Raw genomic sequence first — 24,267 nt, 5'->3', positions numbered from 1 at the left:
ATGCGGCTGCCGGAGGTTTCCAGCCTCGGACCGACGCGTTCAGAAGGCGTCGACCACACCAGCCGGGGGCTGGTCAGATCATCGAGTCTACCTGCTCGGCGAGGGTGCTCCCACTCCAGCGCGACGGTGTTCTCACTCGACGGCGTCGAACGCGGCCCGGATCTCGGTGCCGATCAGGCGCCGTGCCGTGTGCGCCGGCCCGATCAGCCCGGCCATGTAGACGAACGGATGCACGAGGCCGTCGAAGGTCACCGACACCACCGGCACTCCCGCGGCCGCGAGCGCGTTCGCGTAGGCGACCCCCTCGTCGTGCAGCGGATCGCACTCGGCCGTGATGACGGTGGCGGAGGGCAGGCCTGCGAGGTCGGCGGGGGAGGCCGCCGCCGGCGAGAGCCGCACGTCGGAGCGGTCAACGCCGGGCGCGTAGGTGTCGAAGAAGTAGGCCATGTCGCGAGCGGTGAGGAAGTGGCCCTCCGCGTAGGTGCGGTAGCTGCCCTCGTCGGGCATCCGAGCGTCGACGGCGGGGTAGATGAGTGCCTGGTGCACGAGTCCCGGATGCGTGCTCGCGAGCTGCTGGGCCGTCACGGCCGCGAGGTTGCCGCCCGCGCTGTCGCCCGCCACCGCCACCCGGCGCGCATCCGCGGGGAAGCCCGCCTCGCCCGTGAGCACGGCGGTGGTGACGGCGAGGGCGTCGTCGACCGCGGCGGGGAAGGGATCCTCTGGCCCCTTGCGGTAGTCGACGCTCACGACGGTGGCGCCCGAGGCGACCGCGATCGCCCGGGCCGTGGTGTCGGCGATCTCGAGGTCGCCGAGCACCCAGCCGCCGCCGTGGAAGTACACCACCACGGGCAGCGCCTCCTCGAGCGGGCGGGGGCTGTAGACCCGCACGCGGACACCCGCGATGCGCCGGTCCTCGACCACGGCCACCGGGGCGCCCTCGCCGGTGAGAGGGATCGCGTTCTCGAGGTCGGCGCGGTTCTGCTCGGTGGTCTGGGTGTCGAGCGGCGGCGCATCCTTCACGATGTCGAGGAAGGCGCGGGCGTGCGGGTGGAGGGTCAAGGTCTAGCCCCAATCGTCGTGGTTGTGCAGCGCGTTGAGCACGTCGCTGAGAGAACCGGGCTTCGCCCGGGTGATGCGGTCGCGTCGTTCGCGGGGGTCGGTGTCACCGGCGGCGGCGCCCTGCTCGGGCGCGGTGCGCAGCGTGAACCAGACGCCCCGGGCGGGCTCGGCGGCATCGTTGAGGTACACGTGCGGCCTGGTGGTGTCGAAGTGCACCGAGTCGCCGGCACGGATGACGTGCTCCTCGAAGCCGAGTCGCAGAGTGAGCTCGCCCTCGAGGAGGACGCCGAAGTCGTAGCCCGCGTGGCGGCTCCAGAGCGCGCCGGCGGTGGTGGAGGAATGCGGCTGGTAGGTCACCATGAGCGGCTCCACGACACCCGTCGCGCCGCCCGCGAGCAGCTCCAGGCGCACGCCGGACTCGAGCTCCACCACCGGGTTGTCCTCGGATCGCTGTACGGGTCCCGTGCGGCGGCGGGTGTCGCGGCCGCTCTCGATGCCGAGCAGCTCGTCGACCGAGAGCTCGAGCTGCAGCGCCAGCTGGTAGAGCGTGTTGAGCGAGGGCTGGACCTTGTCGTTCTCGATCTGCGAGAGCAGGCTCGGCGTCACCCCCATCGCATCGGCGAGGGACTTGAGCGTCAGGTTCTGGGCTTCCCGGGCGGACTTGAGGCGGGCGCCGATGGCGGAGAGGGAGGTCACATCACTCATACTGCCGGGAGAACGGCTCTCGCCTCGTCGACGAGGCCCAGCAGCACCTTGCCGTAGACCTCGTAGCCCATCGAGGGCAGGGAATGCGCGTGCCGGGCGGCGGTGGCCTGGTCGCGCCAGAAGCGCTGGATGGCGTTGACGTCGGCGAAGGCCCCGGAACCGTGCGCGCTCAGCAGGGTGTCGATCTCCTGCGTGACCGACTCCACGGCCCACCCCACGCCCGCGCGCACATGGATGCGCTCGGCGTAGGGGCGGTAGACGCCGGCCTCGGCCTCGGCCTGCAGCTGATCGGCCAGGCTGCCGAGGAAGAGCTCGGCCGTCTCGAGCAGCAGGGCGGCGCGAGCGATGGCGAGCTGGAACGAGACGGAGTCGGCCTGCCGGTCGTAGCTCGTGTAGGCGATCGACTTGGTGGAGGCCTTCGCGATCACGAGGTCGAGCACCGTGCGGCCCATGCCGAGGTGCGGCCCCACGAGCTTCAGCACGAGCGAGGGCACGAAAGGGGTGCGGTACGACAGCTCGGGGTTCACGCCGCGACCCGGGTACTCGCCCTCCAGCGCGGGGGAGAGGGGGAGGATGCGGTAGTCCGGCACGAACACGTCGTCGGCCACCTGGGTGTCGCTCCCGGTCGACTTCATGCCCGCCACGAACCAGGTCTGCTCGGTCGAGAGGTCGGCGGCGGGGATGAGGGCGAGGCCGCCGTCGATCACGTTCCCCTGCTCGTCCTCGAGGGGCACTCCGAGCAGCGACCAGGAGGCGTGCTGCGATCCGGTGCCGTAGTTCCACTTGCCCGTCACCCGGTAGCCGCCCTCCACCTTGACGGCCTTCGAGGTGGTGGCGAGCACGATCGAGACGAGCGTGTCGGGGCTCTCGCCCCAGACCTCCTCCTGCGCGCGCAGGGGGAGCAGTGCGGTCACCCAGGCTCCGGAGTCGTAGATGCCGAACACCCACGCCGCTCCGCCGTCGCCCCGGCCGATCTCCCGCGCCACGGCGATGCCGGCGCGGGAGCTGCCCGCGAAGCCGCCGAACCGGGTCGGCACCGAGGTGCGGAAGGCCCCGCTGTCGATGAGTGCCCGCAGGGAGGGCTCCGGGATGCGCCGGTCGACCTCGCCCTCCGCGCCGTTCGCGAGCAGCGTCGGCACCGTGGCGGCGACGCGCTGGACGAGGGCGGAGATCTCGGGTTCGAGGGAGCGGCCGGTCATCGGGAACCTCATTCTCTGCGTGGGCGGGCGGACGGATCGTGGTCGGTGGCGGGCGGGTGCCCCTCAGTCGATCGTGGACCCTTCGCCCAGCCGGTGCCAGGTGCGCGCGTGGTAGACGAGGGGTGCCGTCACGGGCGCGACCTCGGGGAGGTGGGCCTCGACCACGTGCACGAGGCAGATCGTGGAGTTGCCCGCCTCGAGGCGGAACACGATCTCGCCCCGGAGCCACGAGTAGACCTCGGTGAAGACGGGCTCGCCGGTGGGCAGCCGCCGCCAGGCGTCGCGGTCGGCGAACCGGTCGATGCCGCTCGTGGCGCCGAGCTTGGCGATCTCGAGGTGGTCGGCCCCCAGCATGTGCACCACGACGGTGTCGGAGCGCTCGAGGGCGGGCGCCGACGACGACAGCGCCGAGACGGAGAAGACCAGCATCGGCGGCTCGGTGCTCACCGAGGCGAGCGAGCTCACCGTCATGGCGACCGGCTCGTCTCCCGTCGGGTCGGCGGTCACGACGGCGACCCCGGCGGGGTGCAGCCGGAACGCGGTCTTGAACGTCTCGGCGTCGACCGACCCCGTCCGCTCCTCGTCGGAGAGCCGGATCGGGTGGTGGCGCAGGGCCTCGGCGGTGGTGCTCGTCATGGTGTTCGTCCTTCCGTGGGTTCAGCGTTCGGTCGGGGTGAACCACCCCTGGGCCTCGAGGTCCTTCCAGAGCCGTTCGACGACGGCCGCGCCGCGGCGCATCACGGCCGCTTCGTCGGCGATCACGAGCCGGCCCTCGTGCACCTGCAGCACGCCCTCCACCATCACGGTCCGCACCATCGAGCCGTGGGCGTAGAGGAGGTTGTTGAGCGGCTCGGGCCCGGCGGTGCCGGCGCCCACGAGCAGGCCCGACACGTCGATGGAGGTGAGGTCGGCGAGGGCGCCGGCCTCGATCCGGCCGAGATCGGGGCGCCGGAGGCCGTCGGCGGGGTTCACGGTGACGGAGTAGACCATGTCCCAGACCGTCGGCCGCTTGACGGGCACGGGGCTCGAGTCGTGGATGATGTCGTAGCGCAGCCGCCCGTAGAGCACCGCGAGCTTCGCGTTCTCCACCATGTCGTTGGAGTGGGTGTCGAGCCCGACGGCCACGTTGATCCCCGCGCCGAGGGCCTCGATGTAGGGCTGGCGGCCCTCGCCCGAGCCCGCGCCCGCTCCCGAGGGGCAGTGCACGAAGGTGAAGTTCGGCTGCGCCGCGAGGTAGGGCGCGTCGGTCTCGGGGTCCCACCCGCCGAGGTGCGCGCCGAGCAGCGGCACGTCGTACCAGCCGTGGTCGCCCACCCACTCGACCGGCCCCTTGCCCCAGAGCCGCTTCATGCGCTCGGCATCGGAGGGCAGGGTGGCGAGGTGGGTGTGGATGCCCGTGCCCAGCTCCTTCGCGGCGGCGAGGATGGCGTCGAGCGTCTCGGGCGTCGCCGTCTCGGGGCCGTGCGGGGCGATCATGGGCCGGATGCGGTCGCCTTCCGCGCCCTGCACCGTGCGGGCCCAGGCCAGGTACTCCTCGATCTGCGCGATCGTGCCGGCCGACGATCCGGTGACCGCGTCGTCGTCCCCGAACCAGATCGGGAGCATCGAGGAGAACGACGGCAGCATGGTCGACGGGTAGCCGCGCACGCCCCAGTTCGACGCCACGCGCACGTACGACTTCGCGTGGCCCAGGGTGAGCGACTGCTCCACCTGCGTGGTGCAGCCCGCGCGCAGGATCTCGGCGAGGTTGTACTCCGTGAGCGCGTCGATGTCGTCGTCCGAGAGGCTCTCGAGCATCACGGCGGGAGGACCGTACGAGCGGCCGCCCTCGATCAGGCCACGGGTGGCCGAGCCGAGGGCCGTGTGGGTGTGCGCCGAGATCAGGCCGGGCAGGAGCAGCTGCCCCGTGAGGTCGATCCGGTTCTGCTCGCCCGGGAGGCGGCCGGGCACGATCTCGGTGATCCGGCCCTCCTCCACCACCACGGAGTGGTCGGCGACGAGCTCGGCCCGGCCGCCCTGGTGCACGAGCGTCCAGGACGGCTCGAGGATCGTGGTGCGCGTCATGATGTCTCCTGGTCGTGTGCGGCGGTCGGGTGGGGTCAGCGGAACAGCTGGGGGGCGGGGTGGGGCTTGCGGGAGTGATCGTCGGCGCGGAGGTTGATCTCGGTGACCGAATTGCCGGTCTCGGAGAGCCAGGAGGTGTGCCGCGCGGCGATCTCGGGGTCGTGCCCCGGGATGATGCGGTCGGTCTCGCGCTTGAGTTCTCTCTGCAGGGTCCGGTAGACCTCGATCAGGTTGAAGGAGTTGCCCTGGCCGTAACCGGGGGCCCACATCTTCTCGACGTTGGAGTACCAGTAGACGGTGTCGCCTGCGGCCACGTAGGGGCCGTTGCCGGTCCCGACGTGGAACCACTGCGATCCGAAGGTGTGCGAGTCCTTCGCGAGCCTCGCCGTGATGCCGGGGAGGAGCTCCTCGTCGCCCTTGACGAACACCACCCGTCCGTCGACGATGCCCTGGGCCGCGCGGGCCAGGTCGGTGGGGTCGAACGAGGAGAACACCCAGGCCTGCTCGGCCTCGGGCTCCTGCAGCGTGGAGCTCACCGCCTCCGACCAGCCCGTGAACTCGTCGAGCTGCACGTAGAGCTTGGCGTTGGGGAAGGCGTAGCGGTCGAGCCAGTAGTCGTCGCGGAAGCCGCAGTCCACGAGGGCGACGTGCTGCCTGCCGCCGACCTCGCCGCCCACGACGAGCGTGTAGAGCATCGGGATGCGGATGATGCCTGCGTTGCTGAAGATGCCGGAGCCTCCGAAGAAGTCGTGCGGCATGTCGGCGTGGCAGAACTCCAGGGACCAGATCGAGCAGTCGGCGGGCACGGGTCTCCTTCGACGAGCGGCTTAAGTCTCAATTACTTTGATTGTCGAGAAAATTAGCACTGATGAACGCACTTGTCTGTTACCACTGTGTAAAACATCCGGGAGTTCAGTGAGGCTTGACAAAAGGTGTGGTGAATTGGAATCGTCGGGTGGACATCCCATCGCAGACGATGAACACGAGGAGACCCCATGCCAGTGGCAGCAATCCGGCCCGAGATCGAGGCGATCGTCGAGAAGATCGACGCCCTGCGACCGCAGCTCATCGCAGCGGGCCGCGAGGGCGACCAGAACCGGCGCATCGCACCCGAGGTGTTCGAGGCCGTCGCGGCCACGGGCGCGTTCGGCATCTCGGCGCCCACGAAGTTCGGCGGCCTGGCCGCCAACACGAAGGAGGCGCACGCGGTGGCGCGGGCGATCGGTCGGGGCGATGGCAGCCTGGCCTGGATCGACGGCATCCTGGATTCCGGCGCCTGGGTGCTGAGCCTGATGGACGAGCGGGCGCAGGAGGACGTGTGGGGCGCGGAGGGCGGCCTCGACTCACTGATCTCGATCGTGCTCGCCACGACCTCGGACTCCACCCCCGTCGAGGGCGGCTACCGGGTGACCGGCAAGTGGGGCTACGGCACGGGCAGCATGCAGGCGACGTGGTCGCTGCTCGGGATCCCGTTGAAGAACGAGCAGGGCGACGTCATCGATGCCGGGCTCGCGCTCATCCCGACCGCTGATCTGACCTACGAGGACAACTGGTTCGTGGCGGGCATGAAGTCGACCTCGAGCGTGATGCAGATCGCCGAGGACGTGTTCGTGCCCTCGCACCGGGTGTTCCCCTTGACCGCGGCGGTCGAGGGCACCTACCTGGGTGAGAACCCGGAGGCGTCGTACGAGACGATCTTCGTGCCGTCGCTGTTCATGAAGCTCGTGGGCCCGCACCTCGGCATGGGGCGGGCGGCGCTGGACTTCGTGATCGCGAAGGCGGAGTCGAAGTCGATCGCGTACACCGGGTACGAGAAGCAGGCCGATTCGGCGATCTTCCAGTCGGCGGTCGCGAAGGCGGCCGTGCAGCTGGCCGCGGCGGAGGCGGTGGCCGAGAAGGTCGCCGATCAGATCTACGCCGCGACCGAGGCCGGCTACTACGCCCCCTACGCCGAGCGGATCGAGATGCGCGCGAAGGCCGGGTGGGTGGTCGAGACCATCACGACCCTGATCAACGACCTGATCACCGCGCACGGCTCTGCCGGGTTCGCGGAGTCGTCGGTGCTGCAGCGCATCTGGCGCGACCAGGCCACCGCGGCCCGTCACGGCCACACCCTGTCGGCCAGCGGCTACGAGGCCTTCGGCAAGGTGCTCTTCGGCCGCGAGGACGACGCCCGCTTCGTCCTCCCGATCGTCTAGAGCGACGAGCCGACACCCGTCCTATCGTGGTGACCCACGACCCGTGGTGGCCCACGCCTCGTGGTGACCACGACCGAATGAAATGAGAGCACTGTGACCAACGACCGCATCAGCCGCATCCCCGCCCCCGTCGTCCCCGGGATCTCCGACAGCACCCGCGTGACCGCGGGCGACCTCGTGTTCATCTCCGGCCAGGTCGGCTTCGAGGCCGACGGTTCGGTCCCGACCGACTTCGCGCGCGCCATCGAGCTCACCTACGGCGAGGTCGAGCGCGCCCTCCGCGCCGCCGGTGCCACCTGGGAGGACGTGGTGCGGGTGAACGTCTACATCACCGAGCTCGACCAGGAGAAGCTGAAGGTCTGGCGCGAGACCCGCAACGCCCTCGTGCAGGTGCCCGAGCCCTCGGCCAGCACCGTCATCGGCGTGCACTCGCTCTACAACGGCGCCACCATCGAGGTCGACGCCATCGCCGCCGTCTAGGCGCACGCCGGGGCGCTCCCACGACGGCCCCCGCACAGAGAGGAGCCCGGGTCGCACACGCGACCCGGGCTCCTTCTCGTGCGACCGCTACGGCGCGGAGGGCGTCTCGATCGTGATGGTGCCGTCGATGATGCCCGCCTCGATGTCGTCGAGCTCACCCTGCAGCGCGGGGTCGACGAGCGACTCGAAGTCGTGGAACGGGCTCATCAGCACGCCGCCGTTCTCGAGCGTGCCCACGTAGGACTCGTTCGAGAAGTCGCCGGTGGCCGATGCCTGGATGACTTCGGAGATCGACTTCGGCATGTCGCGCGCGATCGAGGTGAACCAGATGTCGGAGTACTCCGGGTCGCTGAGGAACATGTCGGTGTCGACGCCCACGAGGGCCACCGGGGAGGCCGACTCGCGGATGGCCTGGGCGGCGCCCTGGTAGATCGGGCCGCCGACCGGCACGATCACGTCGACGCCCTGCTCGAGGATGCCCTGCGAGAGCACCTTCGCGGCGTTGATGTCGCTGAAGTTGCCGGTGAACTGGCCGGTCTGCGCATCCGCGTCCCAGCCGATCACCTGCACGTCGGTGCCCTTCTGCTCGTTGTGATAGTTCACACCGCGCGCGAAGCCGTCCATGTAGAGCGTCACGGGCGGGATCTGCGCTCCGCCGTAGGTGCCGACCTTGCCTGTCTTGGAGTAGCTCGCCGAGGCGTAGCCCACGAGGAAGCCGGCCTGCGAGGTGTCCCACACCACGCCCTTGACGTTGTCGGCCTCGATCGTGTTGTCGTCGATCATGATGAAGTGCACGTCGGGGTTGGCGATCGCGGCCTCCTCGGTCGCGGCGGCGAGCAGGTAGCCCATCGTCACGATCGTGGTGCAGCCCTGGTCGACGAGGCTCGCGATGTTCGGCGCGTAGTCGCTCTCCGACTGCGACTGCACCTCGATGTAATCGGTGCCGAGCGCCTCGGCGGCGAGCGTGGTGCCTTCGAGGCCCAGCTGGTTGAACGACTGGTCGTCGAAGCCGCCCTCGTCGGAGACGATGCAGGGCAGCACGTCGCCCGCGGCGGCGGTGCTGCCGGCGTCGCCCGAGGGGGCGTCGCTCGGGGCGCTCGCGCAACCGGTGAAGACGAGCGCGCCGGTGAGGGCGAGGGCGCCCGTGGCGAGCAGGCGGGGGAGGGTTCGGGACATCGGTGCTCCTTGTTCGGTCGGGTGGTGCGGGGATGCGGTGCGGGTGGAACCTGTGGTGCGGGTGGTGCGTCGGTGAAGTCTCATTTCGGGGTCTCTACCCAGGCGTAGATCTCCCAGATGTACCCGTCGGGGTCGACGAAGTAGGTCGATCGGGCGCCCCACTCGAAGACGGCGGGCGGCCCGGAGGCCACGAGCCCGCGGGCGGTCAGATCGGCGTGCATGGCGTCGACCTCCTCGCCCGTGGCGAGCTCGATCGCGAGCATCACGTGTCCGCCGTTGCGGGTGAACGACGCGTGCTCCGCGGGGCCCGGGCTCGGCTCGGCGGCGTCCACCACGGTGAGCAGCACGTTGCCGCCGTCGAAGTGCATCCGCCCGTCGCTCGGCCGCGGCACGAAGCCGAGTCGTTCGAGGAAGTCGTAGCTGCGGGCCACATCGCTGACCGTGAGCTCGATCTCGGCGATCCGCAGGCGGCCGGTGGCCGAGGAGGTGAGCACGGTCGCGAAGCCGTCGGGGTCTGTGACGACCCAGCGCACCGGATGCGCGGGGCTCGGCGACAGCCGCATGGCGGTCGGCACGCTCGCGGCCTTCTCGAGCGCCTGCTGGTCGGCGAGTTCGACCGTCACGCGGAAGGGCAGTCCGGGTGCCGAGGGGTAGGCCTCGCCCACGGTCTCGGCGATGCTCGGCCGCATCCACATGGCGAGCCTCGGGCCGTCGCCGATCAGGAAGTCGGCGAACCGAACGTTGCGCATCCGCCGCTCGAGGCCGAGGCCCTCGCGGTAGAAGTCGTCGCTCGCCGTGACGTCGGTGTTGACGATGCAGATGTCGTCGAGTCTCATCGGTGGTCCTCCTCGTTCTCGTGGCCCTCGCTCGCTGTCGCGCGCAGGTAGGCCTCGCGCACGAACGGCTCCATCTCGCTCTGGAACGCCCGCCAACGCGGCAGCGCCTCGGCGAGGTAGACGCCGGCTGCCTCGCGGAACTCGGCGAGCAGGGCGTCGGCGTCGATCCGGGTGCACCGGCCGTCCTCCACCACGAGGCGCCCGTCGACCCACACCTGGTGGATGGAGGAGCCGTTCTCGGCGAAGACGAGCTGCTGGGCGGCGTCGTTCAGCGGTGTGAAGGCCGTGCCGGCGGTGAGGTCGTAGAGCACGAGGTCGGCCTTCCGCCCCGGTGCGATGCTGCCCACCTCGTCGCCCCAGCCGGCCGCGCGGGCGCCGGCGACGGTGGCGGCGTGCAGCACCTCGTCGACGGTGGGCCAGGTGCGGTAGTCCGGATCGGTGAGGGTGTGCAGCCCGGCGGTGGCCTTGACCACGTCGAGCATGCGCATCGTGTCGTTGCTCGAGGCGCCGTCGGTGCCGAGGGCCACCCGCACCCCGGCGTCGTGCAGTGCGCGCCAGCCGAGCACCCCCGAGCCGAGCTTGAGGTTCGAGAGCGGGTTGTGCACCACGGTGGCGCCCGAGGCGGCGATCAGCTCGAGGTCGCCCGCGGTGAGCCAGATGCCGTGGGCGAGGGTGACGTTCGGGCCCAGCACCCCGAGCTCGTCGAGGTGCTCCACGATGGTGCGGCCGGCGTAGCGGGTGCGCGCGAGCGTCTGCTGCGCCCGGGTCTCGAGCAGGTGCAGGTGCAGCACCTCGCCCTCGGCCCTGGCCTCGGCGGCGGCGCGCACGAGCAGTTCGTCGGTCACCCGCTGCGGCGCGCTGGGGGCCACGGCGAAGCGGAGGCGCGGCCTGCCGGTCGTGAGGGCCCGGGCGGCGGCGCAGAAGCCGAAGTAGGCATCCTGCACGTCGGCCGAGGGTGGCATCGACTCGCGGCTGGCACGGAGGATCTCGGCCGGCAGCACCTCGTCGGCGAAGGGCAGCCGGTCGACGATGGGCACGTCGATGCCGACACCCGTGCAGGTGGCGCGGATGCCCGCGGCGTCGTAGGCGGCGTAGACCTGGGCGATGGTGCTGGGGGACTGGTCGGGCAGTTCGCCCACGTCGTCGAGGAGCGCGGTGGTGCCGCCGAGGAGCGACTCGATCGCCGCCACCATGGTGCGGAGGTAGATGAGCCGCTCCGGGAGCGGTTCGACCCCGGTGGGCGGGTAGCTCAGCAGGGTCCAGATCTCGAGGGGGAGCGGATCGCTCGTGCCGCGCACGAGGATCTCCCACGAGTGGGTGTGCGCGTTGACGAGGCCGGGGGTGATGAGGAGGTGGGTGGCGTCGACGATACTGCGCGGCGCATCCGCGTCGCCCGCCAGGGCCGAGGTCGGCGCGTACGGCGCATCGACGGCGGTGATGCGGTCGCCGTCGATCCGCACATCGGCGCGGAAGGGGGTCGATCCGTGCTCGTCGTCCTGGGCGATCAGGAGGGCGTTCTGCCAGAGGGTGCTCATGGTTCTCCGTGGCGACCGTCGGGTCGCCGACTCGTGCGGGCGCGGTGCGCCCTGGAGGGGTGAGGTGCGTCTCCGCTCACCGGGGAAGGCGCAGTAGGCGCACTTCTCCCCGGGAACGGGGCGCGGTCACGAGTTGAAGGAGAACACGGAGGTGTTGTGGCGGCCGCTCCGGCGGCGCAGGCAGAACCAGGGGCTGAAGCCCTTCGATCCGTCCACCATCGTCATGCCTCGACCGTACCGATCGTGTGTGACGGGCATGTTTCGCGCCCCGAACAACTCTGTTTCCCGGTGCTGTCTGCCGGCGGTCGCGGAGCTGCTCGGGGCGCCGGGGTCAGGAGCCGGGCAGCACCAAGGCCCCGTCGACCCGGCGAGGCAGGTCGACGGGCCCGTCGCGGAGCTCCGCCGGGAGCTCCGTGGTCGGAGCGTTCTGCCAGGCGACGGGCCGGAGGTAGCGACGGATCGACGTCGCGCCCACCGAGGTGTGCACCGAGTCGGTCGAGGGCCACGGGCCGCCGTGGTTCTGCGCCCAGGCCACGGCCACGCCGGTGGGGTACTGGTCGTAGAGGATGCGGCCGACCCTCGCCGAGATCGCCGCGCGCGCCGCGGGCACCCCCGTGTCGTCGGCCTCGAGGAAGAGCGAGGCGGTGAGGCTTCCGGGAACAGAGCTGAGCAGGCGTGCGGCGTGCTCGTCGTCGCGGTAGCGGGCGACCACGGCCACAGGGCCGAAGCACTCCTCGGCGAGACGCTCCGGCAGCTCGTCGCCCTCGAACTCGACGAGGGCGGGCGCGGTCGTGCCCGGGGCGGGGGCGTCCGTGCGGCCCGAGAGCACGCGCGCGCCCGGGACGGCGCCGAGCGACTCGAGTCCGGAGGCGTAGGCCGCCGCCATGCCGGTCGTGAGCGCGGGCTTCGGCACCACGCCCGTGAGCTGTGCCGCCAGCTCGGCGACGAGCTCGTCGCCGTCCGGGCCCGCGGGCACGAAGGCCAGACCGGGCTTCGTGCAGAACTGCCCGCCGCCCAGTGCGATCGAGCCCGCCAGGCCGGCGGCCAGCGAGGAGGCCCGCGCGGCGGCCGCGGCGGGCGAGACGAGCACGGGGTTGATGCTGCCGAGCTCGCCGTAGAACGGGATCGGCTCGGGCCGCGCTGCGGCGAGTTCTGCGAGGGCGCGCCCGCCACCCGGTGAGCCCGTGAAGCTCGCCGCCCGGATCGCCGGTGCCTCGACGAGTCCGATGCCCGCCTCGTAGCCGAAGACGACCGAGACGGCCCGCCCCACGACGGGGTCGGTGACGTCGGCGATGATCGACCCCACGAGCGCGCTCGTGGCCGGATGCGCCGGGTGCGCCTTCACGACCACGCCGCATCCGGCCGCGAGGGCCGCCGCGGTGTCGCCGCCCGGCACCGAGAACGCGAGCGGGAAGTTGCTGGCCGCGTAGACCGCGACGGGCCCGATGGGCACGAGCATGCGCCGGAGATCCGGGCGCGGGCCCATGGGGGTGTCGCCCGCGTGGTCGATCACGGCCTCGAGGTACGAGCCCTCGCGCAGCACCTCGGCGAAGAAGCGCAGCTGGTAGGCCGTGCGGGTGAGCTCGCCGTTCAGCCGCACGGGCCCGAGGGCCGTCTCGGAGTCGGCGGTGGCCACGATCTCGTCGCGGCGCCCCTCGAGGGCGTCGGCGATCGCCTCGAGCAGGTCGGCGCGGCCGAGCCGGCCGAGGGCGACGAGGCGCTCGCCGGCTCGCTCGGCGGCGGCGACGGCGTCGGCCAGTCCGGCGGCATCCGTCTCGTCGAAGCCGAGCGGGCGGGTCAGGCCGGTGGTGGGGTCGGTGCTGATCACGGAGGTCATCGTTCTCTTCTCTCTCACAGGTCGGGTCTCGGTCGCAGCCCGGGTCTCTGTCGCGGGCCGCGAGCGTGGTGCGGGGCTGCCGAAGACGCTACATCCAGGCGGTCGATCCGTCCGGCCGCACGGGCACCCGGCGCTCCCAGTGCACCCAGTCGTCGTGCGCGAGCGCCTCCTCGTCGATGGTGATGCCCCAGCCCGGCCGGGTGGGCCGGAGCTCGAGGTGGCCGTCGACGGGCTCGTAGGGATCGTGGCACCAGGCCACGGGGTCGGGCTTGAACTCCAGGATGGAGAAGTTCGTGGTGGCGGCGGCGAAGTGCACGTTCGCCGCCGTGGCGAGCGGCCCCAGCGGGTTGTGCGGCGCCACGGGCACGTAGTGCGCCTCGGCGAGGTGCGCGATCTTCACCATCTGGGTGAGGCCGCCCACCACGCAGATGTCAGGCTGCACGATGTCGGCGCCCTGCACCGAGAGCAGCCCCAGGAACTCGTTCGGCGAGTAGAGCGACTCCCCGGTGGCCAGCGGCACCGAGAGGGCCGAGAGCTCCGAGCGGATGCGCGCCCACGCCGGCAGGTGCTCCGGCCGGATCGGCTCCTCGAGGAACAGCGGATCGTGGGGCGCGAGTGCCGCACCGAGCGCCACGGCCTGCTGCGGCGACCAGAGGCAGGCGTGGGCGTCGAACGCGAACTCCCAGTCATCCGGATGCGCGTCGCGCACCGCGCCGAAGTACTCGCCGAGCTCCCGGGCGACCACGCCGAAGCGGTGCCGGTGCAGGTCGCTGCGGTAGGGGCTCAGCTTGAACGCGGTGAACCCGTGGGTCTCGTGGAGCGCGGTGGTGCGCTCGAGAAGGTCCGGGACATCCGGAGCCGAGTAGAGCCCCGCATAGACGCGCACACGATCGCGCACGGCTCCTCCGAGGAGCTGATACACCGGGAGCCCGGCGGCCTTGCCCGCGATGTCCCAGAGGGCGTGGTCGATCGCGGCCAGGGCGGCGAGCCCCAGGGCGCCGGGCGGGAAGCGCGACGACTGCAGCAGCAGCTGGGAGACGAACGAGGTGCGGCGCGCGTCGATGCCCTTGATCTGCTCGAAGAGGTACTCCAGCAGTGGGGGGAAGGCGAGGTCGGGGCCGTGGTTGTAGACCTCGGCCCAGCCCGCGATGCCGTCGTCGGTCGTGATCTTCACGAGCACGCGCGGTCGGTCGCCCACCCGCTGCAGGTAGGTGTCGAGGCGCTCGATCCGGGTCACGCCGCCACCGCCACGTCCCAGGCCGCGATCGATTCGCGCACCTCGGCGCGGGCCGCCTCGTCGAGCGGAGCGCTCGGCGGCCGCACCTCGCTCCGGCAGAGCCCGAGCTGGTGCATCGCCTCCTTGACCACCGACACGTTGTCGGCCGACCGGTTGCGCGCGCGCAGGTGCTCGAACTGCCGGATGCCACGCCACAGCGACTCGACGGCCGCGGAGTCGCCGCGCCGCAGGGCCTCGAGGAGGCGGAGCGACACCTCGGGCACCACGTTCACGAGGCCGGAGGTGAAGGCGCGCGCCCCTCCCTGCCAGTAGGCGGGGGCGTAGGACTCGGCGAGCCCCGCGATCCACAGCACCTCGGAGGAGGTTCCCGCCGCGACCTCGGAGCGCACGGTGGCGAACACCACGGGGTCGGGCACCGAGTACTTCAGCGCCACCACGTTGGGTGCGGCCTCGATGAGTCGCGCGATGGCTGCCCCGCCCACGAGCGGCGTGCTGAGGTAGGGCACCACCCCGATCTCGGGCACGGCGTGGGCCACGGCGACGTTGTAGTCGACCCAGCCGTCGGGTGAGAGGTAGGGCAGCACCGGCTGGTGGATCATGATCGCGTCGGCGCCGGCATCCCGGGCGAAGCGCGCATCCGCGATCGCCGTCTCGAGGTCGAGTCCCACACCGCCGATGACCACGGCGGAACCGCTCGCGGCCTCCGTCGCTGCATCCGTCGCTGCGTCGGTCACCGTGCGGAGGACCGCCCGCCGTTCGTCGGGGGAGAGGGCGTAGAACTCGCCCGTGTTGCCGTTGGGGGTGAGCGCTGTCACGCCCGAGGCGACGAGCCGGCGGATGAGGTCGGCGAGCAGCGGGTGGTCGATCGCCCCGGTCTCGTCGTAGGGCACCACGGGGATGCCGACCACGGTCGAGAGACGCTCGATCAGGGAGTCGCGGTTCATGACGGGTTCCTTTCGGAGGAGGACGGCTGGCCGCCGGGAAGGGTGGGCTCGACGTCGGCCAGGGCGACCACGGGCTTGATGCGCACCCAGAACGCGTAGATCGAGGCGCTGATGAGGCAGCTGAGGGCGGCGAACACGAGCGGGCCGACATAGGAGTTGTCGCTGAAGGTGAGGAACAGGCCGATCGCGATGGGGCTGACCAGGTTGCCCAGCTGTGATCCGAAGTTCTGGAACCCGGCGACCGAGCCGACGGTGTCGCGCGACTCGGCGACCTCGGCCGGGAGGCTCAGGATGGCGGCGCCCGCGAACGAGTGCGCGGCGCTCGAGACGGTGAGCACGATCATGACGAGCAGGTTCGACTCCACGAAGGGGCTGAAGCCGATGCAGGCGCTGAGCACGAGGCCGGCGATGATCGGGATCTTGCGAGCGGCACCCGCGGAGACCTTGCCGGAGGCGAGCAGCCGGTCGGAGACGATGCCGCCCAGGATGGTGGAGCCGATGGCGATGACGGCGGGGATCGCGCCGACGAGGCCGAACTCCTCCTTCGACATGCCACGATCGTTCAGCAGGTAGCTCGGGTACCAGGTGAGGAAGAAGGCGCCGGCGAGCGAGCGGAACACGTAGCCGAACATGAGCGCCCAGACCTGGTTGTTGCGGAGCAGCTGCCGCCAGGGCTTCTTCTCGGCGGTGGCCGCGGCGGCCACCATCTCGCCCTGGTCGGAGTTGATGTACTCGAGCTCCGCGGCGTTCACGCGCTTGTGCTTCTCGGGGGCGCGGTAGACCGCGAGCCAGCCGATCACCCAGAGCACGCCGACGGCGCCGATCAGGAGGAACGCGAAGCGCCAGCCTGCGAACACGGCGAGGGCGGTCACGACCGGGATGGAGAGGGCGGTGCCGATCTGCTGGCCCATGTCGAACAGGCTCGAGGCGAAGGCGCGCTCGCGGCGGGGGAACCAGCGCGAGACCACCTTCACGTTGGCCGGCTGCACGGGCGCCTCGCCGATGCCGAGCCCCAGTCGGAACACGATCGTGGAGGCGACGCCGGTGGAGAGCGCGGTGAGGGCGGTCCAGATCGACCACCAGCCCACGGCGATCGGGTAGATCACCCGGGGGCCGAACCTGTCGAGCAGCCAGCCCGAGGGGATCTGGAACAGCGCGTAGGTCCAGAAGAAGGAGGACAGCAGCACGCCCTGGATGGCCGGGCCGATGTCGAACTCCTCCGACATGAAGGGCAGCGCCACCGCGAGCGCGGCGCGGTCGAGGTAGGCGATGGTGAGCCCGAGGGCCGAGAAGCCCACGATCGTCCAGCGCATCTGCGAACGGCGCTCGCGGGCGCCCGATGTGGGGGAGGTGGTCGATCGGTCCGGTTTTGTATCATTGTGAAGCATCGTTGCTCCTTCGTAAGCGACGGTGACCGCTCCTTGCGGAGCGTTGAACGGCGGGGCGGCTCGGGATCTTGGCGGTGAACGAGCCGTCTTGTTTTCGGTTAGGCGCTTCCCCCTCTCGCGGGCGGGGCGGCGATGTGCCGCCGCGCGAAGTCTCCGATGTGCTCGCGCACGAGCCGGGCGGTGCCCTCGGCGTCGCCCTCCCTGGCGGCCGCCAGTATGCGGTCGTGCTCGCCGGCCTCCTGCTCCCAGGAGGCGTGGCGGGCCCAGGATCCGGCCGAGATGAGCGCGATCTGGTCGCGCAGGCCGTCGAGGGTCTGCAGCAGCAGCGGGTTGCCGGAGTGCCGGTAGAGGGCCCGGTGGAACTCGCGGTTGGCGATGCTCCGGCCCGATCCGTCGCCGGCCGCGCGGGCCCGTTCGAGTGCGCCCGCCGCCTCGTCGAGGTCGGCACCGGCCTCGATGCTCCGACGGACGGCCTCGGGCTCGAGCAGCAGGCGCATGTCGTAGATGGCCACGGCGTCGTCGTCGCTGAAGACGCGCACGGTGGCGCCCGTGTAGGGGCGGATGACGACGAGCCCGGTGCCCTCGAGCGTCTTGAGCGCCTCGCGCACCGGCGTCTTCGAGACGCCGAGCTGGCTGGCGAGCTCGGATTCGACGAGTGCCTGGCCGGGAGCGAGCCGGCCGTTCAGGATGGCGTTCTTCACGATCTCGAGCACGTGGGTGGTGCGCGAGGTCGTGGCGACCTGGCCCAGCGGCGACGTCACTGTCATCTCGATCTCCTCCATCGGCTCTCGTACATCGTATATGAGAGCGGATGAAGCGCAAGTCGCGTCTCGCAGAGACGACGAAGGGCGCCGCCCGGAGGCGACGCCCTTCGTGGGGAGTGGGACTCAGAGAGTGGGGATCAGTACCAGACCTTGAGCTTGCCGATCAGGCCGTAGAGCGAGCCGAGCAGCGCCAGCAGCGGCACGAACATGCGCAGGAAGTAGCTGAGGGCGAGGATGTCGAAGAAGTCGCCGAGCGCGAACAGGCCCCAGGCGAGCGCGGCGAAGCCGAGGGTCACGCCGAAGCTCTTGATGCGGCTGATGCCGGGGGCGGCGAAGCCCACCGAGGCGAGCAGGATGCCCGTGTCGATCACGAAGGCGCCCCAGCGCGGGTCGGCGATGTGCGGCGCGATGATCCAGAGTGCGAGGGCCGCGAGCCAGAACAGCACGAACACGGCGCCCGCGAGCTTCTTGGGGAACGGCTTGCCGGTGTGCTCGGGCCCGATCGACGCCACGGAGCCGTGATCGTCGTGCGAGGTGGGGGCGGGCGCATTGACCGTGGTCATCTCGAGTGCTCCTTCATCACGGCGCCCGGCGAACCGGTGGGCGCGTCTCACGAAGAACTCTACCCGTTCGGCGCTCACGGGGATTTCCGCGATCACGGCGGGTGACGTTGTCGACATCCGTCGATGCCGACAGAGTTGAGCCATGTCCGACCCCACACCCTCGCCCACCCCGGCCCCGGTCCCGGCCCCTGCGGTCCCCGCACCGGCGGCGCACGCTCCGAGCGATCACCCCGCCATGCAGCTCAACCGTCTCAGCAAGCGCTTCGGCGACAAGGTGGCCGTCGACGACCTGAGCCTCACGGTGCCCGTCGGCTCCTTCTACGGCATGGTCGGCCCGAACGGAGCCGGCAAGACCACCACGCTCTCGATGGCCACGGGCCTTCTCCGTCCCGATGCCGGGCAGTCCCTCATCCACGGCGTCGACCTCTGGGCCGAGCCGCTCAAGGCGAAGGCCCTCATCGGCAACCTCTCCGACGGCGTCAAGCTCTTCGACCGCCTGACCGGCGAGCAGCTCGTGACCTACAACGGCCTGCTGTTCGGTCTCGACCGCGACGAGGTGGCCGAGCGCGTGGCCGACCTGCTGAAGCTGCTCGACCTCGAATCGGCGGCCGGCACGCTCGTGGTGGACTACTCGGCGGGCATGACCAAGAAGATCGCCCTGGCCTGCGCCCTCGTGCACGCCCCGCGGCTGCTCGTGCTCGACGAGCCGTTCGAGTCGGTCGACCCGGTCTCGGCGGCGAACATCCGCGACATCCTCACCGGCTACGTGCAGAACGGCGGCACGGTCATCGTCTCGAGCCACGTGATGGATCTCGTGCAGCGCATGTGCGACCACGTCGCGGTCGTCGCCAACGGGAGGGTTCTCGTGGCCGGAACGGTCGACGAGGTGCGCGACGGATCGACGCTCGAGGACCGCTTCGTCGACCTCGTCGGCGGCCGCACCCACGCTGAGGGGCCGGAATGGTTGCGACGCTCGTAAGGCTGCGCTTCCTCGTCCTCCGCAACTCGCTGAAGCGGAGCACCTGGCAGCTCGTCGCCGTCATCATCGGCGCCCTCTACGGTGTCGGCGTGCTCGCGGCGGTCGTGGCCGCGCTCATCGGGCTCGGCTTCGCGCCCGTGGAGCTCGCCTCGACCGCCCTCATCCTCGGCGGATCCGTGCTCGTGCTGGGCTGGATCCTCGTTCCGCTCGTCGCCTTCGGCATCGAGCAGACGCTCGAGCCCGCGCGGCTCGTGGTGTTCCCGCTGTCGATGAGGCAGCTGCTCGTCGGCCTCACCGTCACCGGTATCCTCGGGGTGCCCGGCATCGTCACCTCGATCGCCGTGCTCGCGACCTTCGCCACCTGGATCCGCGAGCCGCTCGCCGCGGTCGCCGCCGTGATCGGCGGTGCTGTGGGTGTGCTGATCTGCGTGATCGGATCGCGCACCGTCGCCGCGCTCTCGACGAGCCTGCAGTCCCATCGGCGGTTCCGGGAGCTCGGCGGCATCCTGATCTTCATCCCGCTCATCCTGCTCGGGCCCATCATCACCTGGGTCTCGCAGGGCGTGGCCACCTCGGCGGACGCGCTGCCGCAGCTCGCGCGGGCGCTCAGCTGGTCGCCGCTCGGAGCACCGTGGTCGGTGGCCGCCGACGTCGCCATCGGCGACTGGGGCCCCGCCGCCGCGAAGCTCGGCATCTCGCTCGCCACGGTGGCGGTGCTCGTGCTGATCTGGCGCCGGAGCCTCGCGGTGGCCCTCGTGACCCCGCCGGCCTCCTCGGCCAAGCGCGTCGCGAAGGGCAAGACGGGCCTGTTCGGCATCCTCCCGGCCACCCCCGCCGGCGCGATCGCCGCCCGCTGCCTCACCTACTGGCGGCGCGACCCGCGCTACGCCCGCCAGCTCATCATCGTGCCGCTCGTGCCCGTCTTCCTCGCCATCTACTCGGGCAACATGGGCTCGCTCGTGCTGCTGAATCTCACCGGCCCGCTCATCGCCTTCGTGCTGGCCCTTGCGCTCTACACCGACATCTCCTACGACGGGACGGCCTTCGCCACGCACCTGGCCGACGGCGTGCGGGGCATCGACGACCGCCTCGGCCGCCTCTGGGCCCTCTCGGTCATCGCCGTGCCGGTGATCCTGCTCGGCACCTTCATCCCCGTGGCGATCACCGACTCGTGGGCGAACCTGCCCATGCTCCTCGGGCTCGCGGTCGCGGTGTACCTCACCGGTCTCGGTGTCTCGGCCGTCTCGTCGTCGCGCATCGTCATCCCCGTGCCGCAGGCGGGCGACAACCCGTTCAAGTCGGCCCCCGGCGCCGGGTTCTCGACCATGCTCTCGGGCTTCGCCACCTGGGGCGTCACCATGGCGCTGTGCCTGCCCGCGATCGTGCTCGCCATCCTGAGCGTCGTGTTCGACTCGGTGCTCTACGGCTGGCTGACGCTCGCCGCGGGCGCGGTGGTCGGCACGATCGCGCTCGTGATCGGGCTGCGGATGGGGGCCGCGCAGCTGGACCGGCGCGGGCCGGATCTGCTCATGCGGCTCAAGCGGATGCGGAGCGCCTAGGGCTCGGGCCCGGCCCTCGGGCGTTCAGGGCAGCGGGGGCATTCAGGGCAGCTACGGCGTTCAGGGCAGCTGCGGCACCCACTGCTTCAGGATGCCCGTGAAGGCCGCGCGCTTGGCCTCGACGTCGGCGGCGTCGGTGAACGCCACGAGCGCCCGGTCCTTGCCCTGCCAGGCCAGGAGGCCCTCGGGGTCGTTGACCACGAGATCCGGATGCCCCGGCACGGCCTTCGCGCCGGTGTGCAGCACCACGCGCACGGGCCCCTTCGGGCGGAGGTTCAGCGTGGCGAACCAGTCGCGCACAGCGAAGCTCGGGGCGTTCCACTTGATGCCCTCGCGGATGGCGGGGTCGGCGGCGAGGACGAGCGCGCGGATCGCCTCGACGGTCTCCCGCGGCGCCGGATCGAGAGCGGCCACGTAGTCGTCGACGTCGCTCATTTGTCGAGCTTCGCCAGGCGCGCGCGGGCGATCAGGAACACGCCGTACGCGATGAGGCCCACACCGACGGCGATGAGGATGGCGATGCCGAACGGCAGGTCGGCCAGTGACTTCAGCGCTCCGTCGAGGCCCGAGGCCTGCGAGGCGTTGGAGTTCACCGCCGCCACCACGAAGAGCACCCCCACCACCGCGAGGGCGATGCCCTTGGCGACGTAGCCGACCACCCCGAGGATCACGACGCCCCGCCCGGCGGATCCCGCGGGCACCCGGATGTTCTTGCGGAAGGTGCGGCGGATGCCGATCACCACGAACCCGACACCGGCCCCGAATACCGCGAGCCCGATCGCCACGAGCAGGAACACCCCGCCCGGAGTGGCGAGCAGCTGGGCGCTCATGCTCTGCGAGCTGTCGCTCGACGACGATCCGCCGCCGAGGGCGAAGGTCAGCGCGGTGCCGCCGAGGGCGAAGTAGACCACGCCCTTGCCGAGCTCCGAGGCGCGCTTGCCCCACTTCTTCTTCGCATCCTGATCCTGCAGCAGCACCACCTGCACGAGCTGCCAGAGGCCGAGTGCGAACAGGCCAAGCACGGCGACCCACAGCACGATCAGGCCGCCGGGCGACGAGGAGATCTGGCGGAGGGCGCCCGACTGGTCGGCCTCCCCACCCGATCCGCCGCTGCCCCCGCCGCTGAAGGCCACACCGATGGCGATGCCGCCGATGAGGATGTGCAGGAGGCCGTTCACCGCGAAGCCCGAGCGGGCGACGGTCCGGAAGACACGGCTGGTGCTGGCGTCGCGCACGGCGACCTTGGCGGTCTGAGTCATCTCACTACCGTGTCACGCCCCGATAGAATCGGGGCGACATGAGCGCACCTTCTTCGCACCTCGCCCCGCATCCGTTCTCCACCGCCACGGGAGCCGACGTGCGCGTCCGCTTCTGCCCGAGCCCCACCGGAACGCCGCACGTGGGCCTCGTGCGCACCGCTCTGTTCAACTGGGCCTACGCGCGGCACACCGGCGGCAAGCTGGTCTTCCGCATCGAGGACACGGATGCGAACCGCGACTCGGAGGAGAGCTACGAGCTCATCATCGAGGCGCTCACCTGGCTCGGCCTGAACTGGGACGAGGGGATCAACGTGGGCGGCCCCCACGCGCCCTACCGCCAGTCGGAGCGCTTCGACATCTACCGCGGCATCATCGAGCGGCTGCTCGAGTCGGGGCACGTCTACGAGAGCTTCTCCAACGCGGACGAGATCGACGCGCGCAACGAGGCGGCGGGTCGCGCCAAGCAGCTCGGCTACGACAACTTCGACCGCACGCTGACCGACGAGCAGAAGGAGGCGTTCCGCGCCGAGGGCCGACAGCCGGCGCTCCGCCTGCGCGTGCCGGACACCGACCTCTCGTTCGACGACCTGGTGCGCGGCGAGATCACCTTCCCGGCCGGTTCGTTCACCGACTTCGTGATCGTGCGCCCGAACGGGCATCCGCTCTACACCCTGGTCAACCCGGTCGACGACGCGCTCATGGGCATCACCCACGTGCTGCGCGGCGAAGACCTGCTCTCGTCGACCCCGCGGCAGATCGCGCTCTACCACGCGCTCATCGACATCGGCGTGACCACGTTCGTGCCGCGCTTCGGCCACCTGCCCTACGTCATGGGCGAGGGCAACAAGAAGCTCTCGAAGCGCGACCCGGAGTCGAACCTCTTCCACCACCGCGACCGCGGCTTCATCCCCGAGGGGCTCGTGAACTACCTGGCGCTCCTCGGCTGGTCGCTCGCGGCCGATCGCGACGTCTTCACGCTCGACGAGATGGTGGCGGCGTTCGACGTGGAGGACGTGCTGCCGAACCCGGCCCGCTTCGACCTCAAGAAGGCGGAGTCGATCGACGGCGACCACATCCGGCTGCTGGCCGTGGAGGACTTCGCGGGGCGCCTCGTGCCCTACCTCGAGGCCGCCGGCGTCGTGAGCGCGCCGCTGTCCCCGGCCGAGTCGGACACGCTCGCGGCCGTCGCGCCGCTCGTGCAGACGCGCATGGCGCTGCTCGGCGAGGCGCCGGAGCTCCTGGCGTCGTTCTTCGTGACGGCCTCCTCGCTCACCTACGCTCCGGATGCGCTCGCGTCGCTCCCCGAGAACGCGGGCGTCGTGCTCGTGGCCGCCATCGGAGGGCTCGAGCTCGTGCCCGAGCCGTCGTGGAACGCCGAGTCCATCCAGGCGGCACTGCAGTCGGCGCTCATCGAGGGCCTGGGGCTGAAGCCCCGCGTGGCCTACGGGCCGCTCCGCGTCGCCCTGTCGGGCCGGCGCATCTCGCCGCCGCTGTTCGAGTCGATGGAGATCCTCGGCAAGCCTGAGACGATCGCGCGGCTCGATGCGCTGGTGAAGGCGCTGTGAGCTCGGGGGCAGGTGCGGGGGCTGCGCCGGCGGGTGCGGCTGCCGTTCAGGCCGGGCCGGTCGGCGGGCACTACGACGTCGTGATCATCGGGGGAGGGCCTGCGGGCCTCTCCGCCGGGCTCAACCTCGTGCGGGCGCGACGCCGCGTGCTCATCCTCGACAGCAACCGCCCCCGCCACTCCGCCACGCTCGTCTCGCACGGCTTCGTCACGCGTGACGGCGTCTCGCCGCTCGAGCTCCGCTCGCTCGGTCGCGAGGAGTTCGCGGGCTACCCCGACGCCGAGTTCCACCAGGGCCTCGTCTCCGCGATCACGCGGGTCGAGGGCGAGGAGATCGTCTTCTCCGTCACCTCGCGGGGTGTGCGGGGGTCGGCGGATCGCGACGTCACCGCATCCGTCGTCATCCTGGCCTCGGGCCTCGCCGAGACGCTGCCGGCGCTGCCGAGCATGCGCGCCTACTACGGCACGAGCCTGCACAGCTGCATCGAGTGCGACGCCTTCGAGAAGAGCGACGGCGCGCTCGCGCTCATCGGCGACACCGACGACCTCGCCGAGCGCGCGCTGCTCGTCTCGCAGGTCACCGACGACCTGATCGTGTTCACGAACGGCTCGGAGGCGGTCACCGCCGAGGAGGAGGCCGCGCTCGGCCGGCGCGGCATCGCGGTGGAGCGCCGGCCCATCGCCGACGTCGTCGGCGACCGTTCGGGCCTCACGGGCGTGCAGCTCGACGACGGCACGCTCGTGCCGCGCACCGGCGGCTTCGTGCGCCCGCACTGGTCGGTGCCGCTCGACTTCGCCGCCTCCCTGGAGCTCGACCGCGACCCCGACGGCCACATCCTCGTGGCCGACCGCGGGGCCACCTCGGTGCCCGGCGTCTACGCGATCGGCGACCTCACGGCCCCCGGCCCCCAGCAGCTCATC

23 protein-coding genes are annotated in these 24,267 nt (G+C 71.2%); 6 read left to right on the top strand and 17 right to left on the bottom strand.

Annotation, left to right across the window (positions count from 1 at the left end):
* Positions 1–132: 132 nt before the first annotated feature.
* The 6 genes from Q0D57_RS10945 to Q0D57_RS10920 all read right to left on the bottom strand — a co-directional run bounded on the left by Q0D57_RS10945 (position 133) and on the right by Q0D57_RS10920 (position 5,833).
* Positions 133–1,059, bottom strand: a complete 927-nt coding sequence (locus tag Q0D57_RS10945) for an alpha/beta hydrolase (protein ID WP_291043140.1) — start codon at positions 1,057–1,059, stop codon at positions 133–135.
* Positions 1,060–1,062: 3 nt separating this feature from the next.
* On the bottom strand, positions 1,063–1,755 hold the full coding sequence (locus Q0D57_RS10940) for a helix-turn-helix domain-containing protein (protein ID WP_291043137.1): 693 nt from the start codon (positions 1,753–1,755) through the stop codon (positions 1,063–1,065).
* Between the two features lie 5 nt (positions 1,756–1,760).
* Entirely contained in the window at positions 1,761–2,963 is a 1,203-nt protein-coding gene (locus tag Q0D57_RS10935) for an acyl-CoA dehydrogenase family protein (RefSeq protein WP_291043125.1), read from the bottom strand.
* A gap of 63 nt (positions 2,964–3,026) precedes the next feature.
* On the bottom strand, positions 3,027–3,599 hold the full coding sequence (locus Q0D57_RS10930) for a flavin reductase family protein (RefSeq protein WP_291043122.1): 573 nt from the start codon (positions 3,597–3,599) through the stop codon (positions 3,027–3,029).
* Positions 3,600–3,620: 21 nt separating this feature from the next.
* Positions 3,621–5,027 (bottom strand): amidohydrolase family protein, encoded by a 1,407-nt coding sequence (locus Q0D57_RS10925; protein WP_291043118.1) that lies wholly within the window; start codon positions 5,025–5,027, stop codon positions 3,621–3,623.
* A gap of 35 nt (positions 5,028–5,062) precedes the next feature.
* Positions 5,063–5,833: a hypothetical protein gene (locus tag Q0D57_RS10920; protein ID WP_291043115.1), complete on the bottom strand. Its 771-nt coding sequence runs from the start codon at positions 5,831–5,833 to the stop codon at positions 5,063–5,065.
* A gap of 189 nt (positions 5,834–6,022) precedes the next feature.
* On the opposite strand from Q0D57_RS10920, the gene Q0D57_RS10915 reads away from it, so the two are divergent.
* A complete protein-coding gene (locus Q0D57_RS10915) occupies positions 6,023–7,225 on the top strand; it encodes an acyl-CoA dehydrogenase family protein (protein WP_291043112.1) in 1,203 nt (400 codons plus the stop codon).
* Between the two features lie 93 nt (positions 7,226–7,318).
* Positions 7,319–7,705: a RidA family protein gene (locus Q0D57_RS10910; protein ID WP_291043109.1), complete on the top strand. Its 387-nt coding sequence runs from the start codon at positions 7,319–7,321 to the stop codon at positions 7,703–7,705.
* An 87-nt stretch (positions 7,706–7,792) separates the two neighbouring features.
* On the opposite strand, the gene Q0D57_RS10905 is transcribed toward Q0D57_RS10910, so the two are convergent.
* From Q0D57_RS10905 to Q0D57_RS10865, 9 genes are all read right to left on the bottom strand, one after another.
* Positions 7,793–8,881: a BMP family ABC transporter substrate-binding protein gene (locus tag Q0D57_RS10905; protein WP_291043106.1), complete on the bottom strand. Its 1,089-nt coding sequence runs from the start codon at positions 8,879–8,881 to the stop codon at positions 7,793–7,795.
* 80 nt (positions 8,882–8,961) lie between these two features.
* A complete protein-coding gene (locus Q0D57_RS10900) occupies positions 8,962–9,717 on the bottom strand; it encodes a VOC family protein (protein ID WP_291043103.1) in 756 nt (251 codons plus the stop codon).
* Positions 9,714–11,252 carry an amidohydrolase family protein gene (locus Q0D57_RS10895; RefSeq protein WP_291043100.1) on the bottom strand — a complete coding sequence of 513 codons (1,539 nt, stop codon included), beginning with the start codon at positions 11,250–11,252 and terminating at the stop codon, positions 9,714–9,716. The genes Q0D57_RS10900 and Q0D57_RS10895 overlap by 4 nt, the downstream gene beginning before the upstream one ends.
* A gap of 331 nt (positions 11,253–11,583) precedes the next feature.
* Entirely contained in the window at positions 11,584–13,089 is a 1,506-nt protein-coding gene (locus Q0D57_RS10890; protein WP_291043096.1) for an aldehyde dehydrogenase family protein, read from the bottom strand.
* Positions 13,090–13,177: 88 nt separating this feature from the next.
* Positions 13,178–14,326: a mandelate racemase/muconate lactonizing enzyme family protein gene (locus Q0D57_RS10885; RefSeq protein ID WP_291043093.1), complete on the bottom strand. Its 1,149-nt coding sequence runs from the start codon at positions 14,324–14,326 to the stop codon at positions 13,178–13,180.
* On the bottom strand, positions 14,323–15,270 hold the full coding sequence (locus Q0D57_RS10880) for a dihydrodipicolinate synthase family protein (protein WP_291043090.1): 948 nt from the start codon (positions 15,268–15,270) through the stop codon (positions 14,323–14,325). The genes Q0D57_RS10885 and Q0D57_RS10880 overlap by 4 nt, the downstream gene beginning before the upstream one ends.
* A complete protein-coding gene (locus Q0D57_RS10875) occupies positions 15,267–16,658 on the bottom strand; it encodes an MFS transporter (RefSeq protein ID WP_291043087.1) in 1,392 nt (463 codons plus the stop codon). The genes Q0D57_RS10880 and Q0D57_RS10875 overlap by 4 nt, the downstream gene beginning before the upstream one ends.
* A 98-nt stretch (positions 16,659–16,756) precedes the next feature.
* The gene (locus Q0D57_RS10870) at positions 16,757–17,425 is read right to left on the bottom strand and encodes a GntR family transcriptional regulator (RefSeq protein WP_291043084.1); all 669 of its coding nucleotides are present in this window, start codon (positions 17,423–17,425) and stop codon (positions 16,757–16,759) included.
* A gap of 134 nt (positions 17,426–17,559) precedes the next feature.
* On the bottom strand, positions 17,560–17,985 hold the full coding sequence (locus Q0D57_RS10865) for a hypothetical protein (protein ID WP_291043081.1): 426 nt from the start codon (positions 17,983–17,985) through the stop codon (positions 17,560–17,562).
* A 235-nt stretch (positions 17,986–18,220) separates the two neighbouring features.
* Between Q0D57_RS10865 and Q0D57_RS10860 the strand changes: the two genes are divergently transcribed.
* Together Q0D57_RS10860 and Q0D57_RS10855 are read left to right on the top strand one after the other, a co-directional pair.
* Complete coding sequence (locus Q0D57_RS10860) at positions 18,221–18,964, top strand: ABC transporter ATP-binding protein (RefSeq protein ID WP_291043170.1); 744 nt, start codon at positions 18,221–18,223, stop codon at positions 18,962–18,964.
* Entirely contained in the window at positions 18,946–20,523 is a 1,578-nt protein-coding gene (locus Q0D57_RS10855) for a transporter (RefSeq protein ID WP_291043078.1), read from the top strand. The genes Q0D57_RS10860 and Q0D57_RS10855 overlap by 19 nt, the downstream gene beginning before the upstream one ends.
* Positions 20,524–20,583: 60 nt before the next feature.
* On the opposite strand, the gene Q0D57_RS10850 is transcribed toward Q0D57_RS10855, so the two are convergent.
* Both Q0D57_RS10850 and Q0D57_RS10845 read right to left on the bottom strand, forming a co-directional pair.
* Complete coding sequence (locus tag Q0D57_RS10850; RefSeq protein ID WP_291043075.1) at positions 20,584–20,958, bottom strand: DUF1801 domain-containing protein; 375 nt, start codon at positions 20,956–20,958, stop codon at positions 20,584–20,586.
* On the bottom strand, positions 20,955–21,782 hold the full coding sequence (locus Q0D57_RS10845; RefSeq protein ID WP_291043072.1) for a DUF1206 domain-containing protein: 828 nt from the start codon (positions 21,780–21,782) through the stop codon (positions 20,955–20,957). The genes Q0D57_RS10850 and Q0D57_RS10845 overlap by 4 nt, the downstream gene beginning before the upstream one ends.
* A 38-nt stretch (positions 21,783–21,820) precedes the next feature.
* On the opposite strand from Q0D57_RS10845, the gene gltX reads away from it, so the two are divergent.
* Together gltX and Q0D57_RS10835 are read left to right on the top strand one after the other, a co-directional pair.
* Positions 21,821–23,347, top strand: a complete 1,527-nt coding sequence (gene gltX, locus Q0D57_RS10840; RefSeq protein ID WP_291043070.1) for a glutamate--tRNA ligase — start codon at positions 21,821–21,823, stop codon at positions 23,345–23,347.
* Positions 23,344–24,267, top strand: a 924-nt coding sequence (locus tag Q0D57_RS10835; RefSeq protein ID WP_291043068.1) for an NAD(P)/FAD-dependent oxidoreductase, incomplete at its 3' end; no start/stop codon positions are given. The genes gltX and Q0D57_RS10835, both read left to right, overlap by 4 nt.

The organism is Herbiconiux sp., assembly GCF_023264895.1.
Classification (GTDB): domain Bacteria; phylum Actinomycetota; class Actinomycetes; order Actinomycetales; family Microbacteriaceae; genus Herbiconiux.
The sequence above is the reverse complement of the archived record's forward strand: the minus strand, read 5'-3'. Positions and strand labels throughout refer to the sequence as shown.